The organism is Pseudomonas sp. p50(2008) (assembly GCF_015351605.1).
Lineage (GTDB): Bacteria > Pseudomonadota > Gammaproteobacteria > Pseudomonadales > Pseudomonadaceae > Aquipseudomonas.
In genome coordinates this window covers 195,422-212,996 of the sequence record NZ_JACMYF010000004.1, presented here as the reverse complement: position 1 = coordinate 212,996, position 17,575 = coordinate 195,422, and the positions used below count along the sequence as shown (strand labels likewise).

13 protein-coding genes and 2 pseudogenes are annotated in these 17,575 nt (G+C 59.1%); 6 read left to right on the top strand and 9 right to left on the bottom strand.

All coding sequences use genetic code 11. The features are described from left to right. The first annotated feature begins 2 nt into the window (after positions 1-2). Both parC and H7698_RS12745 read left to right on the top strand, forming a co-directional pair. Positions 3-2,270, top strand: coding sequence for a DNA topoisomerase IV subunit A (gene parC / locus H7698_RS12750; RefSeq protein WP_162437131.1), 2,268 nt, complete (start codon positions 3-5; stop codon positions 2,268-2,270). A 176-nt stretch (positions 2,271-2,446) separates the two neighbouring features. Beyond that, on the top strand, positions 2,447-3,160 hold the full coding sequence (locus H7698_RS12745) for a PqiC family protein (protein ID WP_194691593.1): 714 nt from the start codon (positions 2,447-2,449) through the stop codon (positions 3,158-3,160). A 269-nt stretch (positions 3,161-3,429) separates the two neighbouring features. Here the strand turns inward: H7698_RS12745 and H7698_RS12740 are convergent, their stop codons facing one another. Further along, positions 3,430-4,956 carry an AhpA/YtjB family protein gene (locus H7698_RS12740; protein WP_162437129.1) on the bottom strand — a complete coding sequence of 509 codons (1,527 nt, stop codon included), beginning with the start codon at positions 4,954-4,956 and terminating at the stop codon, positions 3,430-3,432. 135 nt (positions 4,957-5,091) lie between these two features. Between H7698_RS12740 and serB the strand changes: the two genes are divergently transcribed. Next, positions 5,092-6,306 carry a phosphoserine phosphatase SerB gene (gene serB, locus H7698_RS12735; RefSeq protein ID WP_162437128.1) on the top strand — a complete coding sequence of 405 codons (1,215 nt, stop codon included), beginning with the start codon at positions 5,092-5,094 and terminating at the stop codon, positions 6,304-6,306. A gap of 59 nt (positions 6,307-6,365) precedes the next feature. Here the strand turns inward: serB and H7698_RS12730 are convergent, their stop codons facing one another. From H7698_RS12730 to H7698_RS12715, 4 genes are all read right to left on the bottom strand, one after another. Then, the gene (locus tag H7698_RS12730; RefSeq protein ID WP_194691592.1) at positions 6,366-8,141 is read right to left on the bottom strand and encodes a molecular chaperone; all 1,776 of its coding nucleotides are present in this window, start codon (positions 8,139-8,141) and stop codon (positions 6,366-6,368) included. A gap of 180 nt (positions 8,142-8,321) precedes the next feature. After that, positions 8,322-9,182 carry an archaetidylserine decarboxylase gene (gene asd, locus H7698_RS12725; RefSeq protein ID WP_162437126.1) on the bottom strand — a complete coding sequence of 287 codons (861 nt, stop codon included), beginning with the start codon at positions 9,180-9,182 and terminating at the stop codon, positions 8,322-8,324. Between the two features lie 18 nt (positions 9,183-9,200). Then, the gene (locus tag H7698_RS12720) at positions 9,201-10,016 is read right to left on the bottom strand and encodes a rhodanese-like domain-containing protein (protein WP_162437125.1); all 816 of its coding nucleotides are present in this window, start codon (positions 10,014-10,016) and stop codon (positions 9,201-9,203) included. A gap of 42 nt (positions 10,017-10,058) precedes the next feature. Beyond that, a complete protein-coding gene (locus H7698_RS12715; protein WP_194691591.1) occupies positions 10,059-11,597 on the bottom strand; it encodes an HDOD domain-containing protein in 1,539 nt (512 codons plus the stop codon). 166 nt (positions 11,598-11,763) lie between these two features. On the opposite strand from H7698_RS12715, the gene motA reads away from it, so the two are divergent. Together motA and motB are read left to right on the top strand one after the other, a co-directional pair. Beyond that, positions 11,764-12,615: a flagellar motor stator protein MotA gene (gene motA, locus H7698_RS12710; RefSeq protein ID WP_162437123.1), complete on the top strand. Its 852-nt coding sequence runs from the start codon at positions 11,764-11,766 to the stop codon at positions 12,613-12,615. A gap of 3 nt (positions 12,616-12,618) precedes the next feature. After that, positions 12,619-13,647, top strand: coding sequence for a flagellar motor protein MotB (gene motB / locus H7698_RS12705; RefSeq protein ID WP_194691590.1), 1,029 nt, complete (start codon positions 12,619-12,621; stop codon positions 13,645-13,647). A 55-nt stretch (positions 13,648-13,702) separates the two neighbouring features. Here motB and H7698_RS12700 read toward each other — a convergent pair. The 4 genes and pseudogenes from H7698_RS12700 to rsgA all read right to left on the bottom strand — a co-directional run bounded on the left by H7698_RS12700 (position 13,703) and on the right by rsgA (position 16,807). Further along, positions 13,703-14,193, bottom strand: a pseudogene (locus H7698_RS12700) (toll/interleukin-1 receptor domain-containing protein). Then, positions 14,193-15,152, bottom strand: a pseudogene (locus H7698_RS12695) (caspase family protein). Before H7698_RS12695 ends, H7698_RS12700 begins: the two co-directional pseudogenes overlap by 1 nt. A gap of 3 nt (positions 15,153-15,155) precedes the next feature. Next, entirely contained in the window at positions 15,156-15,563 is a 408-nt protein-coding gene (locus tag H7698_RS12690) for a TIR domain-containing protein (protein WP_194691589.1), read from the bottom strand. Between the two features lie 212 nt (positions 15,564-15,775). Continuing rightward, positions 15,776-16,807 carry a small ribosomal subunit biogenesis GTPase RsgA gene (gene rsgA, locus H7698_RS12685; protein WP_162437118.1) on the bottom strand — a complete coding sequence of 344 codons (1,032 nt, stop codon included), beginning with the start codon at positions 16,805-16,807 and terminating at the stop codon, positions 15,776-15,778. 107 nt (positions 16,808-16,914) lie between these two features. Here rsgA and orn point away from each other — a divergent pair, with 107 nt between their 5' ends. Next, positions 16,915-17,457, top strand: a complete 543-nt coding sequence (gene orn, locus H7698_RS12680) for an oligoribonuclease (protein ID WP_007995036.1) — start codon at positions 16,915-16,917, stop codon at positions 17,455-17,457. Positions 17,458-17,575 lie beyond the last annotated feature (118 nt).

The window sequence follows — 17,575 nt, the reverse complement described above, 5'->3', positions numbered from 1 at the left end:
GCATGAGCGACTCCCTTGATCTCAGCCTGGACGGTGTAGAACGCCGGTCGCTGGCTGACTTCACCGAAAATGCCTACCTCAACTACTCCATGTACGTGATCATGGACCGTGCCTTGCCGCATATCGGCGACGGCCTGAAGCCGGTACAGCGGCGCATCATCTATGCGATGAGCGAGTTGGGGCTGGACGCCGATTCCAAACACAAGAAATCGGCGCGTACCGTCGGTGACGTGCTTGGTAAATTCCATCCGCACGGCGACTCGGCCTGCTACGAAGCCATGGTGCTCATGGCCCAGCCGTTCAGCTACCGCTACACGCTGGTCGACGGGCAGGGCAACTGGGGTGCGCCGGATGATCCCAAGTCTTTCGCGGCCATGCGATACACCGAGGCGCGGCTCTCGCGTTATTCCGAAGTACTGCTCAGCGAATTGGGCCAGGGCACTGCGGATTGGGGCCCGAACTTCGACGGCACCCTCGACGAACCTCTGGTGTTGCCGGCACGTTTGCCGAACATCCTGCTCAACGGCACCACCGGTATTGCCGTGGGCATGGCCACCGATGTTCCGCCGCACAACCTGCGCGAAGTCGCCACCGCCTGTGTGCGCTTGCTCGATGAGCCTAAAGCCACGGTCGAACAGCTCTGTGAACACATCCAGGGCCCGGACTACCCGACCGAAGCGGAGATCATCACGCCGCGTGCCGATCTGCTGAAAATGTACGAAACCGGCAAGGGCTCGGTGCGCATGCGCGCCGTTTACCACATCGAAGACGGCGACATCATCGTCACCGCGTTGCCGCATCAAGTGTCTGGCGCCAAGGTGCTGGAACAGATCGCTGCGATGATGCAGGCCAAACCGTCCAAAGCGCCGCAGATCGCTGATCTGCGCGATGAATCCGATCACGAGAACCCGTGCCGGATCGTGATCATTCCGGGTGCCCGGAAAAATTTCGACCACGATGCGCTGATGCAGCATCTGTTTGCCAGCACCGAGCTGGAATCGAGCTATCGGGTCAACGTCAACATCATCGGCCTGGACGGCAAGCCGCAGCTGAAAAACCTGCGTGCTTTGCTGGTTGAATGGCTGGAATTCCGGGTGCAGACCGTGCGTCGTCGCCTGCAATTCCGTCTCGACAAGGTCGAGCGCCGTCTGCACCTGTTGGACGGTTTGTTGATTGCCTACCTCAACCTGGATGAAGTGATTCACATCATCCGCACCGAGGAACACCCTAAAGCCGCGCTGATCGCCCGTTTTGCGCTGAGCGAAATCCAGGCCGACTACATTCTCGACACCCGCTTGCGCCAGTTGGCGCGACTGGAAGAAATGAAGTTGCGTGCCGAGCAGGATGAACTGCTCAAGGAACAAGCCAAACTGCAAGCCCTGCTGGGCAGCGAAGCCAAGTTGAAGAAACTGGTGCGCACCGAGCTGATCAAGGACGCTGAAACCTATGGCGATGACCGTCGTTCGCCAATCGTCGAACGCACCGAAGCCAAGGCGCTGACTGAGCACGATCTGCTGCCGAACGAGAAAGTGACCGTCGTCTTGTCGGAAAAAGGCTGGGTGCGCTCCGCCAAAGGCCACGAGATCGACGCTACCGGGCTGTCTTACAAGGCCGGGGATGGTTTCAAGGCGCTGGCAGCGGGGCGCTCGAACCAGTTTGCGGTGTTTATCGACTCCACTGGCCGTAGTTATTCGGTGGCCACGCACACGTTGCCATCGGCCCGAGGCCAGGGCGAACCACTGACCGGTCGTCTGACGCCACCGCCAGGCGCGACGTTTGAATGCGTGCTGATGCCAGAAGACGATTCGCTGTACGTGATTGCGTCCGACGCCGGTTATGGCTTCGTGGTCAAAGGCGAAGACCTGCAGGCCAAGAACAAGGCGGGCAAGGCGCTGTTGAGCCTGCCGAACAACTCGAAGGTCATTCTTCCGCGGCCGGTGACGGATCGCGAGAACAACTGGCTGGCGTCGGTGACGACCGAAGGTCGCCTGCTCATCTTCAAGATCAGCGACCTGCCACAATTAGGTAAGGGCAAAGGCAACAAGATCATCGGCATCTCCGGTGAGCGCGTTGCCAATCGCGAAGAATATGTCACAGACATCGCCGTACTGCCGGAAGGTGCAACTCTGGTGCTCCAGGCCGGAAAACGTACCTTGTCACTGAAAGCAGACGACCTCGAACACTACAAAGGTGAACGTGGACGTCGTGGTAACAAATTGCCACGTGGCTTTCAGCGGGTCGATGCGCTGCTCGTCGAAAACCTCAATTAAGCGTCCTAGAGCGCTCGATCTACGATTTAACGCGTAGATCGACGCTTTGCCGCTGGAGTCGGAACGCATATTCACGGATGATATGGCCTTTCAAGCGCCGGCGTGGCCGAGCGTTCTTCATATTTATTGAGTATTTTCACAGTGGTTAGCCTTGTGGCAGCCACCTGGATGGGACGATGACTGCTCTGCGCCTTCCTTTTATTTTGATGCTCGCCGGGGTTCTTGGCCTGGCGGGTTGCAGCGTTCACCAACCGGTGTCGCTGTATCAGCTGGACAGTGGAAGTCCGGCTGAGCCTGCACAAACTGCAGGCATGGCTGTATTGCTTGGCCCGGTAACGATCGCTGACTATCTGCAACGTGAAACCCTGTTGCAGCGTCAACCGGATGGCAGCCTCCAGGCTTCGACCGATGGTCGCTGGGCAGGGAGCCTGTCGTCGGATATCGATCAATTGCTGTTGCGTCAGGTTGCCGGTCACCTGGACAGCCAGCGCGTTGTCCTCGCCCCCGCAACCGTGGGCTTCACGCCTGATGTACAGGTGTTGTTGACCATTACCCGTCTTGATTCGGGTGAGTCGCAACCGGCAATCCTTGACGCGCAATGGCGTCTGATCGATCGCCGTGGTCAGGTTCGCGATAACCGCATTGTGCATTTACAGGAACAACACGCAGGTGGCACCGCGGCTCAGGTTCAGGCACAAGGTGTGTTGCTGCAGCGTCTGGCCGAGCAGCTGTCGGTGGCACTCAAGCCACTGGCTAATCAGCCTCCAATTGCTGAAGCCCCGAAAAAGCAGGCTGCCAAGCCTGTGGCACCTGCGGCTGAGAAGGATAAACAGCCGAAGATCCCGATGGCCTCGCCGATCCGGACAGATATGGAAGTATTCAGGTTCTAAGCCTGGATTGATTCAACACAAAGCCTGCAGAGATGCGGGCTTTGTTGTTTCTGCGGGGCACTTGTAGCAGCTGTCGAGCCTGCGAGGCTGCGTTCGAGGACGAAGTCCTCGCAAGACCTGTGAGTGCGGTCTATCAGAGTTTACCCATTGCCTCACGACTGCTGCGCAGCCGAACGCAGCCTCGCAGGCTCGGCAGCTGCTACAAGATCAAGTGGCAACAAAAAGCCCGCAGACAATCACTCATCTGCGGGCTTCTTCACATCAGGGCTTCAGGCCCGGCGTTCATGCATCCGCGCCAGTTGCCGCTCCAGCATCGACGGATAAGGTTCCATCAACCGCTCCACACAGCAAGCGCCCTCGGGGCTGGCGATCGGCCGGATGCGCGCACGCTGACGGATCAGCACGTCATCGCTGATCTTGCGTTCCACCAGCAACAGGTTGCGGCTGTGTTGGGACAAGGCCAGGGCGTCCTGCGCGGACTCGGTCAGCAGCAGGTCGATCTGACTCAGGCCAAACAGACCATCGCCCAAGGTCAGGCCCAGTTGCAGTTGCAGGGTGATGCCGCTGTCAGCCACTTCTATCTGCAGTTGATGCCCCAGCGCGCGCAGCAACTCGCCGCAGCAGATGGCATTGGTCAGGTAATCGTCGCCGCTGTCTTCGGTGTGGAACAGCATCAGCGTGCTGCCGTCGTTCAGGGTATGCAGTTCGCTCTGGTAGAGAGAAGCCGCCTGATCGAGGCAATCGCGGTAGCGTTTGAGCAGTTCTTCCAGGCGTGTGCGCGGCAGGCGGCGCAGTTGATCCTGGGCGCCCAGTTGCACGGCCAGGACAGCGCTGTGCTGAGGTACGCTGGACACTGGCGGTTTGACGACAGGTTTGGGTGCGCTCGCGAGCGTTTCTTCACGCAGATCGGCAAACGGATCCTCGTCGTCATCATCTTCGACCGTGCTGACAATACGCCGAGGCGCAGGCTTGAGGCCGGCGACAGGCTTGGTCTCATCGAAGCTTGGATCACGCAGGTTGCGGACTTCGAAGGCCGGTTCGTCGGCTTCTTCGTCTTCGGTTTCGTCGTACTCGGGCTCCGGTTCCGGCTCGGGCTCTACGGGTTCCGGGGCGAAGTTGGCGTGCAGTTGACGGGCCAGATCGCCGATTTCATCCTGGCGCTCGGTGGCCGGGGTGTACTCGTCGATGTTGCGCAGCCAAACCCGCAATTGCAGCAGTGGCGTGGAGATGTGTCGACCCAGGCGCAGGCTCAAGGCCAGGGACAGCGCCAACAGAATCGCACTCAAAATGCCCATGCTTTGCAGGCTGATGGTCATCGGCTGCTGGAACTGATCCATGTCCAGGCTGATGCGCAGCTGCCCGGCTGTCACGTCCTGGAACGTGATCTTGCTCTGGTACATGCCTTCGGCTTCGCCCAGCAGGCTGTGCTTGGGACGCTGACCGGCTTCGGCGAGGATGCGGTTATCCACGCTATAGATGGCGGCGTGCGCCACCAGCTTGTTCTTGGTCAGGTTATTGAGCAGCACGTTGAGGCTGAGGATGTCGTTGGAGACCAACAACTCCGTAGCGGACGTGGCGGTTTGCGTGGTCAGGCTTTCGCCCAGCGCATCTGCCTGCTCGTGCATGGCCTGCTTGAACTGCAAACCCATTACGCAGGCATAGATAACCAGGGCCAGAGCGACCAGGATCACGTTATGGCTGGCAATGCGTAATGCAATCGGTACACGGCGATGGCGCAGTGCCCGGAAGATCAGCAGAAAGAAGTTATCGGTTTTTACTGGCGTGGGCCGGTTCACTTGAGCTCGGCTCTTTTGTCCGTGAAGTTGACGCGCAGTATAGCGACAGGCCCTAGACCGGCAAAGCGCTGACGGTGCCCGATGGTCACTGAAAGTGGGTAGAATGCGGTTTTTTTCCACCTGCGGGGGTGCGCCTTGCGCGAAATCGTCCTGATAAACATCACGGGAGTCGACCGTCCGGGTCTGACTGCTGCCATTACCGGCGTTCTGGCACAAGGTGGTGTGAACATTCTCGACATCGGTCAGGCGGTCATCCACGACACCTTGTCGTTCGGGATCCTGGTTGAAATTCCTGACACCGAGCAAGGTAAGTCGGTCCTCAAGGACATTCTGTTCACCGCCTACAAGCTCGATCAGCAGGTGCGGTTCACGCCGGTGTCCGAAGAGGATTACCAGCAATGGGTCGGCAATCAGGGCAAAAAACGCCACATCGTCACCCTGTTGACCCGCAAAGTGACGGCCGAGCAGTTGCAGGCCGTGAGTTCGATTACCGCGAAATACGGCCTGAACATCGACCACATCGATCGTCTGTCCGGTCGTATGCCTCTGGACACTCCGGCCGACAAGGGCAAAGGGTGCATCGAGTTTTCCGTGCGTGGCGAAGCGGCCGATCCGCAAGCGCTTCGGGCTGAGTTCCTCAGCGTGGCGCAGGACCTGAATGTCGATATCGCTTTCCAGGAAGATTCGCTGTTCCGCCGTAACCGTCGTCTGGCGGTGTTCGACATGGATTCCACGCTGATCGAAGCCGAAGTCATCGACGAATTGGCTAAAGCGGCCGGCGTAGGTGAGCAGGTCTCCGCGATTACCGAGCGGGCGATGGCCGGCGAGCTGGACTTCCGTGCCAGCTTCAAGGAACGCCTGGCCTTGCTGCAAGGGCTTGACGTCAGCGTGCTGGATTCGATTGGTGCCTCTCTGCGCCTGACCGAAGGCGCAGAAACCCTGTTTGCCGAACTCAAACGCCTGGGTTACAAGACCGCGATTCTGTCAGGTGGCTTCACGTACTTCGCCAAGCAGTTGCAGGCCAAACTGGGCATCGACTACGTGTTTGCCAATGAGCTGGAAGTGGTCGACGGCAAGGTCACCGGTGTGGCGGTCGAGCCTATTGTCGATGCGCAACGCAAAGCGGATCTGCTTAAAGAACTGGCGCACAAGGAAGGGTTGCGACTGGAGCAGACGATTGCCGTCGGCGACGGCGCCAACGACCTGCCGATGCTGGCGATTGCCGGTTTGGGTGTGGCGTTCCGCGCCAAGCCTCTGGTAAAGCAGTCGGCGAAGCAGGCGATTTCCACGCTTGGGCTGGATGGGGTGCTGTATCTGCTGGGCTTTCGGGATCGTGACGGGCAGCTCTGATTCTTGTGTTGATTGACCATGCCCGCGATTGCAAAATCGCGGTCATCAAGATGCACTCGTCAAAGCGATTTCCACAACGAATCAAATTCCTCTTCAACGCCGCTCTCTGCGGCGTTTTCGTGTCTGACAGTCTCCAGTGCACGGTAAGCAAACTGATTGAAGCTGTTGGTGCTCGCCACCCGCCGATCCAGGCCGGCGCGGCGTTCGTCGCCATTGGTGTTGATCATGACCTTGTTGCCCTCCTGAAAAGGCAATCGGGGAGCGAGCAGTGTGGCGGGCAGGTCGGCCGCGCTGATGGCTGGCAATAAAAGGCCGCGCAAATAGTGGCTATGGTCATCACTCGAACGCATCAGTTGCAGGCCGCAAGGCTCGGCATAAGGTGCGACCTGTTCGATGCCCATTTGCGTTCCACCGCCACGGACCTGACGAATCCAGCGCACTACCGCGATGCTCCAGCCTTGCCCCGCAACGTCCTCGATGCCGACCATCTCGCCCGCCTGAAGCTCGGTCGGTACCGCACCAGGCCAGGCCAGGCAATAACCGCCGGGGCTGTGATTGATCACGGGCAGTGCATAGGTGGGAAAATGCCGGTTGCTGTCGGACGCTTCATTACCGTCATCGCTTTGCAGCTGCGGGTATTCGATTTCCTCGTAAGGCAGCATGGCGTCGGTGTTGCCATGGGGCGCTGCATCAAAGGCGTGGCTCCATTGATCATGTCCCTTCGCGGTCGGGGACGTCGCCGCAAATTTCGCGTGCCGGGAGCCCTGATGTTTCAGCAGATCACTGAATGAACGTTGTCCACTCAGGTAATAATGCAGGGCGCTCATGCCCACGCACAGGGTCAAGGTGCCCTGGCTGGCGGTGCGCTGAAAACTGCGTTCGGCCGTCTGGCCCCAGGCCGCGATCAGGTGCTGCAACGTGTCGAGGTTCAACCCCGCAGGAACGAGCAAGGGGTTGGCACCTTCGGTTTTAAGCACATGGGCTTCGATAGCGGCGACTAACGGCTGCGGATCGATGGCCAGCAACTGCTCCTGCTGCTCGAGCCGGAATTTGGAGCGATAACGAGGCCCGGTGTCGAGTTCGGGTGCGACGGCAAACAACCCGTTCGGTTTGCCGGGTTGCAGCTTGATCAAATGGCTCCAGGGTTCCAGCACTTCGGCGAGGCGAGCGATTTGGTTCTGGCGTAACTGATTACAGCGCGCGGCGCCCATCAGCAGCGCCGCGACATAGGTTTGCTCGATGCTCAGGGTGTGTGTCTGGCTGGCCAGTTCGTCACGCAGGCTCAAATGCTGGAGTTGGTGCGAACAGGCGATCCGATACAGTTGATGCAATTCCAGCCATAGACCTTCGGGCACAGGACAATAAAGCTGAGTAGCGCGAACCATGGGGCCGTTGAGGCAATGAATCGCTCGCTGCAACGCCTGGGTCAGCAGTGGCGCCCGGTCCTTGCTGAAGCGCGGGACGATGCGCACAACGATCTGTTTATAGCCAATCGCCAGATGGCTTTGCAGTGCCTGGCACAGGTTGGCGATTTTGCGTGAGCGTTCGTCGAGCACAATGGCCTGATGCAGGAAATGCCGCTCCAGGTGCTTGCAGACGTAGTACACCTCGGGTCGCATCAGTTCGAGCAGTTGCAGGCGGTTTTCACTGGGGGTAAGCAACTGGTTGAGTCCGCCCAGACCCTTATAAAGCAGGCGAGCGGTCTCACCAATGTTGGCTTTGGGCAGATTAGCTATCCAGCGCTTCAGGTCGCGCGGGGTGGGCTCACAGAACGACAGTCGCAATTGTTCGGGGACAGGCGCACGGAGCAGCAGGAGGGGATTGGTCTCATTCATGCCGGGTAAAAACTCCAACCGGGAAATGGGCAGTGAATGACCTGACTGTAGCAGCTATGGCTGCTGGAGGTATCGCGACATGTGCACCGCTCCTGTGGGAGCAAGGCTTGCTGGCGATGGCGATCTTGAGGATGCCATCGCGAGCAAGCTCTGCTCCCACAGGGGGGCGGCGAGGGTGGATCAGACTTTCGGCAAACCCAGGCCCTGGCCCATCTGCACCGGGGAAAGAGCGCCCAGGCCTTCAGCCCACTTCACCTGATCAGGCCCGAACAGCACGACCGCGGTGGATCCCAGCTTGAAGCGACCCAGTTCAGCACCTTTCTCCAAATGGATTGGTGCGCGAGCTGCTTCGTCGTAGCGGAAGGTTTTCAGTTCGCGTTTTGGCGGCGTCACCAATCCGGCCCAGACGGTTTCGATCGACGCCACGATCATCGCGCCGACCAGCACAACGGCCATTGGTCCGCGCTCGGTGTCGAAAATGCACGCCACACGCTCGTTACGGGCGAACAGCTCTGGCACGTTTTCAGCCGTGGTCTGGTTGACCGAGAAGATGCGGCCCGGAATGTAGACCATTTCACGCAGGGTGCCGGCCAGTGGCATGTGTACGCGATGGTAGTCCTTCGGCGACAGGTAAATGGTCGCAAAGTCGCCGCCCATGAAAGGTGCAGCGTTGGCCGCATCACCGCCCAGCAGTTCCAGCACGCTGAAACTGTGACCCTTGGCCTGAAACACGCGGCCGTGCTCGATCGGGCCGAGCTGGCTGACCGCGCCATCGGCCGGGCTGAGGATCGCGCCCGGCGTCTCGTCCAGTGGACGGGCACCGTCTTTCAGTGCGCGGGTGAAGAAGGCATTGAAGTGTTCATAGGCGGTCAGGTCTTCGACCAGTGCCTGAGACATATCCACCTGATAACGCTTGGCGAACCAGGCCGTGAACGCATTCTTGAACCAGCGCACGCGGCATTCGGCAATGCAGCCGGCCAGTCGCGAGAGCAAGTGGTGGGGCAGCAGGTATTGGCTGAGGATAAACAAACGCTTATTCATTAACTGTCCTTAAAAACCTTAATTCTCAATAGGGGTGTCGGGATGGTTGCCCCATTCGCCCCAGGAACCGGCGTAGCCTTTGACGCGCGGATAACCGAGTGCCTTGGCCACCAGATAAGTGAAGCCAGAGCGATGGTGAGTCTGGCAGTGAGTAATAACTTCTTTGTCCGGGGTGATCCCGAGTTGTTCCAGGATCTGCGGCATGTCTGTGCGGATGCGCAGGTTGCGCGCCTGATCCATGCCTGCGGTCCATTCAAAATTGACCGCGCCGGGAATGTGTCCGGCCCTGGCCGCCAGGACCTTCTCGCCGGAATACTCCAGCGGACCGCGTGCGTCCCAGATCGCCAGGTCGGCGGCACCCAGGCGACTTTGCAGGTATTCGCGGGTGGCCGTGGGTTCGTCATGCAGGGTCAGGCTCACCGGGCCACCCACCGGGGCAGGGACCTCAGTCGATACCGGCAAGTCCTGCGCCAGCCACGACAGCAGGCCGCCATCCACGTAGTGATAGTTTTTGTGGCCGATGACATCGAGCAACCAGATAAACCGTCCGGCCCAGCCGCCGCCTTCGTCGTCATAAACCACGTAGACCGCGTCTTTGTTGTGGCCAAGTTCGCCGAACAGCGTTTCGAGCGCAGCGTGCGGCGGCATCAGGCCTGGAGCGGGTAGTTGGCCGAGTTGCGTGCGTTTGGGGTCGACAAACCGCGCGCCAGGAATATGCCCTTCGGCATAGCGGGCGCTGCTGGTCAGGTCCACCAAAATCAGATTGCGGGCGTCAAGACGGGCGAGCAGGTCGCCGGGCTCTATCACCAGCGCCAAGCCAGAGAAGTCAGACATGTGAGGTCTCCAGAGCACAAAAGGAGGGATTGTAACGCAGCCTTATTGGCCGCGGTGGCTAAAGCTGTGCAGGGCCTTCTCGATGCACTGGGCGGTTTTGCCGAAGGCTTGCACGGTGATTTCCGAGAACGGCCCGCCACCCTGGTCGGCCACGACCAGCATGATCACCCGCCCATTGTTGACCAATGACCTTAGCAGGAGATGCTCGCCACCAAAAAGTGAGCGCAGGCTCGCCGGTAACAGCGCCGAAAACTGCGCGCTGTTTTCCGGCGTCAGGCGGACCTGAGCCTGTTGCGCGAGCAGTCGTTGCAGCACGGTGCTCTGACTCACCTGCAGATTCAGGCTGGATGCGTCCTTGGGCAAACCGGCGCACTGGTGCACGCGAAGATTGGCGTGAGTGCGATCGGCCATCAGGATCATCACCCGTCGCATGCCGCAGGCGAGCAACGCGTCCCGGGCAGACGTGGTCAGATGCATCGCATTGGCGAAGCGACTCGGTTCCGCCAGCAGCTCGGCACATTGTTTACGCCATTTGGCTAAATCTTGCGCAGTGGGCGCAGGGGCCGCAAGCGAACCTGCCGCCACCCGGTTCATGCCCCACGGCCAGATCAGCGAGACGGCGGGGTGCCAAAGGTCGGGCATCGCGTGGTAACGGGCGCTATTGGCGGCCTGTTGGTGCAACTGCTGCTGTACGTGGTCCATCGGTATCTGGAGGTAGAGGCTGGTCAGGTACTGCCAGCGTTCACTGTGCGGACTGTCCCAGGCGTGTTGCGCCGACAGCGCCAGACCATTGGCCAGCAATACTGTATTGGCCGGCTGATTGAGCCAGCGGCGCAGGGTCGGGTCGTCATCGAGGCGATTTTGCTGGCGCAATGGGTGATCGCTGTCACGGGCAATGCGCAGGACCTGGACCAATTCGCGCTGCTCGCTCATTAACAGTCGATAACCCTGCTGCACCCAAATTGGCAGGCGCCAGATATCGGCCAGGGCCTGGCAGATGTCCAGCAGGCGTACACCGAACAACTGCTTTTCAACCTTGCGCGCGGATTCACCTCTGTGGATCACCCGCAGTTCCCATTCCTGGAGCAGTTGCGGATGAGTCAACGCCATCGGCCAAAGTGGCGAGAGGAACAACAGGCTGCCCCAGTGGATGTCCTGCCACAGTCGCGCCAGGCGATGGGCAAAAAAACCGTTGGCCTGTTGTGTGGCGTGCTGGCTGATCATTTGCAGCTGGCGCAAGGCGACGGGAATTTCCGACAACGGGAGCGCGGGCAGGCGAGCGAGCAGTTCTTCGGTACGCTTCAAACCGAGGCGATTGATCGCCACCTCAAGGTTTTCCGCGGGCTCACTCAAACCGCCGTGTAGCTGCCGGTTGGCTTCGCGAATCACACTCAAGGCCAGGGCCGGACTGCCCTGCATCAATTCGGCAATGTCGCGCAGTGAACTGCGGTTGTTGCGAATGGCGCTGCAAACGCGGTCATGACTGGCTTGCGGAACCGGCAGGCGAACGCTGTCGAGAAGCTTGATCCAGCCTTCGAGCGTGGAGGGTGTTAGTGTTGGAACGCTCGTTTCGTTAGCCATGGTTGGACGCAATCATCGTCTGCATTACCTACGCCCTGAATGGGTCAAAGTGGCTTTTCGCCTGAACGGCCTATAGTCTGGCGCAGTTTTGCCGATAAGTAGAAGAAGAGATTTTTTAACTTCCGAATATGACCTTGAACCCGACTCAGTAAGTGCTCTCCTACCTATGGCTAAAATAATCGGCATCATCGTCGTATTCGCGAGCGTGCTCGGCGGATACGTACTTTCCCACGGCAAAATTGCCGCCCTGATCCAGCCTTTCGAGGTATTGATCATTGGCGGTGCGGCCCTCGGCGCATTCCTGCAGGCTAACCCCGGCTATATGACAATGCACGTGCTCAAGAAATCCTTGAGCATGTTCGGGTCGCGCTTCACTCACGCCTTCTATCTCGAAGTGCTGGGCCTGATCTACGAGATCCTCAACAAGAGCCGCCGCGAAGGCATGATGGCGATTGAAGGTGACATCGAAGATGCCGCCGCGAGCCCGATTTTTGCCAAGTACCCGACGGTGCTCAAAGACGAGCGCATGACTGCTTTCATCTGCGACTACTTGCGCATCATGTCCTCCGGCAACATGGCACCCCACGAGCTGGAGGGTCTGTTCGATATGGAGCTCTACAGCCTCAAGGAAGACCTTGAGCATCCCTCCCATGCGGTCAACGGTATTGCCGACGCCATGCCCGGTTTCGGTATCGTCGCAGCGGTATTGGGGATCGTGGTGACGATGGCGTCCCTGGGCGAGGGTGATCAGAAAGCCATCGGCATGCACGTGGGCGCAGCATTGGTCGGTACCTTCTTCGGTATTCTCGCTGCGTACGGTTTCTTTGGTCCGCTGGCGCATTCCCTGGCTCACGATGCCAAGGAAGAGCTGAACGTCTACGAAGCCATCAAGGCCTCGCTGGTTGCATCCGCATCGGGCATGCCGCCGTCGCTGGCGGTGGAGTTCGGTCGCAAGGTCCTTTACCCGGCGCACCGTCCTAGTTTCTCTGAGCTGGAACAAGCGGTTCGCGGTCGCTAAATCATGGAAAATAATCAGCCGATCATCATCAAGCGCGTCAAGCGCATCGCTGCCGGGCATCACGGGGGCGCCTGGAAAATCGCTTTCGCCGACTTCGCGACGGCGATGATGGCGTTCTTCCTGGTGTTGTGGCTGCTGTCCACTGCGACGCCTGAACAGAAGATTGCCATTGCGGGCTACTTCAAGGACCCGATCGGTTTTTCCGAAAGCGGCACGCCCTACATTATTGATCTGGGTGGCACGCCTACCCTGGCGCCGGAAAACACTCTCAACCCGGAAGTGAAATCCCAGCCGCAGCCGGACAAGGTCACCATCGATACCGAACAAGTCGAAGGCATGGCCGAGCAGGTCGAGAAAGAACGCCTGGAACTGTTGCTGCAGGAACTGCAGAACAAGGTCGACGAAAACCCGCAGTTGCAGAAATTCAAGGATCAGATCCTGTTCGAGATCACGCCGAACGGCTTGCGCATCCAGATCATGGACGCGGAAAACCGGCCGATGTTCGACTCTGGCAGCGCCCGTCTGAAGCCGTACTTTGAAGACATCCTGCTGGCCATGGCCGATACCATCAAAGCGGTACCCAACAAGATCAGCATCAGCGGTCACACCGACGCCACGCCGTACACCGGCACAGGCGAGTTCGGTAACTGGGAACTGTCGACCAATCGTGCCAACGCCGCTCGCCGTGCGCTGGTCGCCGGGAGTTATCCGGAGTCTCAGGTGGCGCGCGTTGTCGGGTATGCCTCTTCGGCGCTGTTCGATCGGGAAAAACCGTTCAATCCGGTCAATCGTCGAATCGACATTGTCGTGCTGACGAAAAAGGCTCAGGCAGCGATTGAAGGCGCACAGGGCGCCGATCCTTCCGGTCAGTTGCCCCAAGGCCAGGGCGCTCCGGGTGAAGTGCCGGCCGAACCGGTCGATCCGAATGCCCTGCCGGCAGACAAGCAGCCAGTGCCGGCGCATGAAATTCGAGAACGGTTGAATCTGTTCGAGGACGCCGCACCGAAACCCGGCGAGGCGCCGAAGCAGTAATCCACAAAAAAGCCGACAGTGAATGTCGGCTTTTTTGTGGGCGCTGGCGCTTGTCTCAGACGCCGCGGCGGATTCGGTTTTTGAGATCAGCGTGGAAGCGGTCAGCATTGGTCTTGTTGTAGCTGCGCGTGGACTCGCTGCCCGTGATCGATTCCAGGGATGCGGAGCGCTTGAGGTTCACTTCGGTTTTGTAGGCCTCGATGAAAAATCGAGGTCCTTTGCACTGCTCAGTTTCGGCCACTTATCCAGGTACAGCGGCAACTCCGTCGGCCCGGTCCTGAAGGAGCAGATGCGGCGATTACTGATCGTCGCTTCGCCAATTTCGAACGGCACCCACCACGACAGTGCGGTTCTCTCCGAGACGACTGCCAGCAAGTGTGTGCATTCGCTGATGTTGCGAGTGATGACCTCGGTGATGTCATCGGTGGTCTGGGATTCCGGATCCAGCACGTCCAGGTAGGTTTTTATATTGGCTTGCATCAGACGACTGTTGATCTGCATCGCATGGGCGCGATCCATGTGGCGGTAGCTGATAAACACTGGCATCAGAAATGTCCCTTGATCGCGAGTTCACGGTAATAGGCGCCAAGCGCGGTGAGGCGGCAGCCAGTGGAGTTGAGCGCGGCGTAGTACATGTATTCGGCGTCCACCGGTTCAATCAGGCTGTGGCGGTTGCACTTTTGCAGCTGGGCGAAGACTTCACCGTGAGCCGGTTCAAACCGGGCTTCGGTGGGTTCGTAGCTCGGGTCCAGCGCGAATATCGACTCGGCTTCGGCGAACCAGTCAGACAGCTTGCGTAATATTTCTTTGGGAATTAACGGTGAGACTTCCCGCAACGAAATGAACTGCGAGACGTTGGTCTTGAACACCGGACGCTGTTCCCAGGCGTCGAGCGCATTGTCGACAAACGAATAGAGGCTGCCGGGAGTGATTTTCCCAAGGATGTTCGCAGCACCACCGTGCAATGCCTGAAGCAGCAGTCCGGTGAAGACGCCATGGTTGGCGCCTTCCATGGCCGATTCTTCTTTCTTGCAGGCCGTAAGAATGGTCATGCCTTCGCCAACTATGCTGCTTTCGCTACGCAAAGCGCGCACTTCGCCTGCCGAGCCGCCCTGGCAGCAGTCGAGAATGATGATCTTGTTCTTGATTTTTACGGCTTTGGACGCCCAATTAAGGATGTCGCTGATTCGGATCCCGTCCTTGCTGGACTTGTAATCCTGAGGCAACAGCATCCCTTCATCCGTATCCCCGTCGAAAGCGCCGTGGCCTGCGAAGTACAACAGGGCGACATTGCAGTCGCCTGAAAACAGTTCGCGAATTTGATCCTAGATTTTTTCGCGGCTCAAGTAATCTTCGGCGGAGGTCAGCACGATATTCTTGAAGTTCGGGTCGCCATTGGCATCAGTCTTGAGCACCGAAGCCATGGCCATCGCATCGTTGTTGCAGCCGTTCAGCTGGGAGAGATGGCGGTAGTTATTGATTCCGATAAACAGGCCTCTGCGCATGATTCAGTCCGCCGCGTGAGTGCGAATGGCACTGATGATGCTAAGGGAGTTCCAGGCGCATTCCGCATGCGCGGCCCGGCGCACCACGGTGGATATCCGCTCGGCCCCGAACGGTTTGATCGCGATGATGACCTTGCCCATGCGCTTGGCGATCGCGATCTCCTTGTTGATCCACTTGCTGTAGGTGGAATACATCCCGGCCATGATCAGCACGGCGGAACAGGGACGAATCTTGTTTTCGATGGCGATTTCAAGTTGCTGGTCGGTCAGGGCGCCGACAATCGGGTTGTGCGGCGGCACCGAAAAGTTCTTGAAAGTGAACGTCGAGTGCGCAGCAAGCATTTCGACCAGCCTGTCGTGTTTGTCGGCGTAGTTCCACGAATGGCTGATGAACAGGTGGTAGGTTTGCATGGGGTATCCCTCGATATCGCAACGTGCGAAGAGGGCTTGAATGTAGGTAACAGGCGGGCGCTAACAAGTGCCGAAAGGTAAAAGAGAAAAGTCCTACAAGCAGGCGTGCAGAAGCCCTTCAGAAATGTCTGACGTCTAAAAATGTGGATTTTGTTTAGGCAGACAACAGCAGCCCGCGACTCCTCGGGGTCGAGGAGGGCGGGTACAGCTGTTTAGTAGGTGCTTTCGGGCAAACTGGCGATGATCGAGCGGTAGCTGTTCATCCGTTGCTGTTGCACGCGGCCTTCTTCCAGCGCCTTGAGCAGGGCGCAGCCGGGTTCACGGTCATGCTTGCAGTCGCGGAAGCGGCAGGTGCCAATCAAGTCATTGAACTCGATGAAGCCCGCTTCGACGTCGGCACGGCTGACATGGCCAAGACCGAATTCGCGGATACCCGGGGAGTCGATCAACTCACCGCCACCGGGGAAGTGGAACAAGCGCGCGGTGGTGGTGGTGTGGGTGCCCTGGCCAGACAGCTCGGAGAGCGGGCCGACGCGGGTTTCGACTTCTGGCAACAAGCTGTTGACCAGCGAGGACTTGCCGACGCCGGATTGGCCGACGAACACGCTGATGCGCCCGTCCAGCTGCTCTTGCAACTGTTCCATGCCATTGCCGTGGTGCGCTGATACTTCCAGCACCGGGTAGCCCAGCGTGCGGTAGACCGCCAGCAAAGCGTTGAGCGCCGGGGCGTTCTGCTCGTCGATCAGGTCGAATTTGTTGAGCAGCAGCAGCGGCCGGATACCGGCGTGCTCGGCGGCAACCAGGTAGCGGTCAATCAGGTTGGCGTGAGGCTCAGGCAGCGGTGCGAAGACAATGACGATCATGTCGACGTTGGCGGCTACAGGCTTGAGTTGGCCACGGCTGTCCGGACGGCAGAGTTCGGTTTTACGTGGCAGTTGCGCCACGATCACACCGATGCCCTGGTTGCCGGCGCGCCAGACGACCTGATCGCCGGTCACTAGCGCAGGCAGGTTGGCGCGCAAATGGCAGCGGAACACCTGGCCGGCCAAATCGCCATCAAGGGCTTCGACTTCGACCTGCACACCAAAGTGAGCAATCACCAGGCCGGTTTGTTCCGGGCCCAGGTCGCCACCTTCGAGGGCCTCGACAGCCGAGGACTCGCGTTTGGCGGCGCGGGCAGCGCGTTCGCCCTGAATCTTTTCGATGCGCCAGTTTTGACGACGATTGAGTTGGCGTTTGGCCATGGGTGTTCCGTATCAATAATGCAGCGATTAGGTAAAACGGCCGCGAGTTTAGCACGCCCGGCCGCCTCCCTAGGCTAAACTGCGCAGCATTGCCTAGGAGCCGACACATGCAAAACCCGCAGAATCTGATCTGGATCGACCTGGAAATGACCGGTCTGAACCCTGATACCGATGTCATCATCGAAATGGCCACCATCGTCACCGACAGTGATCTGAACACCCTGGCCGAAGGGCCGGTGATCGCAATCCACCACAGCGATGAAATCCTGGCCGGCATGGACGAGTGGAATACCCGTCAACACGGCGGCTCCGGCCTGACCCAACGGGTCCGCGACAGCCGCATCAGCATGGCCGAAGCCGAAGCCGAGACCATCGCCTTCCTGGAAAAATGGGTGCCGAAGGGCAAGTCGCCGATCTGCGGCAACAGCATTTGCCAGGACCGTCGCTTTCTTTATACCCACATGAAATCCCTGGAAAGCTATTTCCACTACCGCAACCTCGACGTGTCGACGCTCAAAGAGCTGGCCGCACGCTGGGCCCCGGACGTGCGTGACAGCTTCAAGAAGGGCAGCACGCATCTGGCGCTGGATGACATACGCGAATCCATCGCCGAGCTGCAGCACTACCGCAAGCATTTCATCAAGTTCTGACGGTGGCACCAGGGCCTTTGTGGTGAGGGGGTTTATCCCTGTTGGATCGCGTAGCGGTCCCAAACCGGCAACCGCGGTGTATTAATCGTATCGCGGGCAATGGTTTTTACGACTGCTA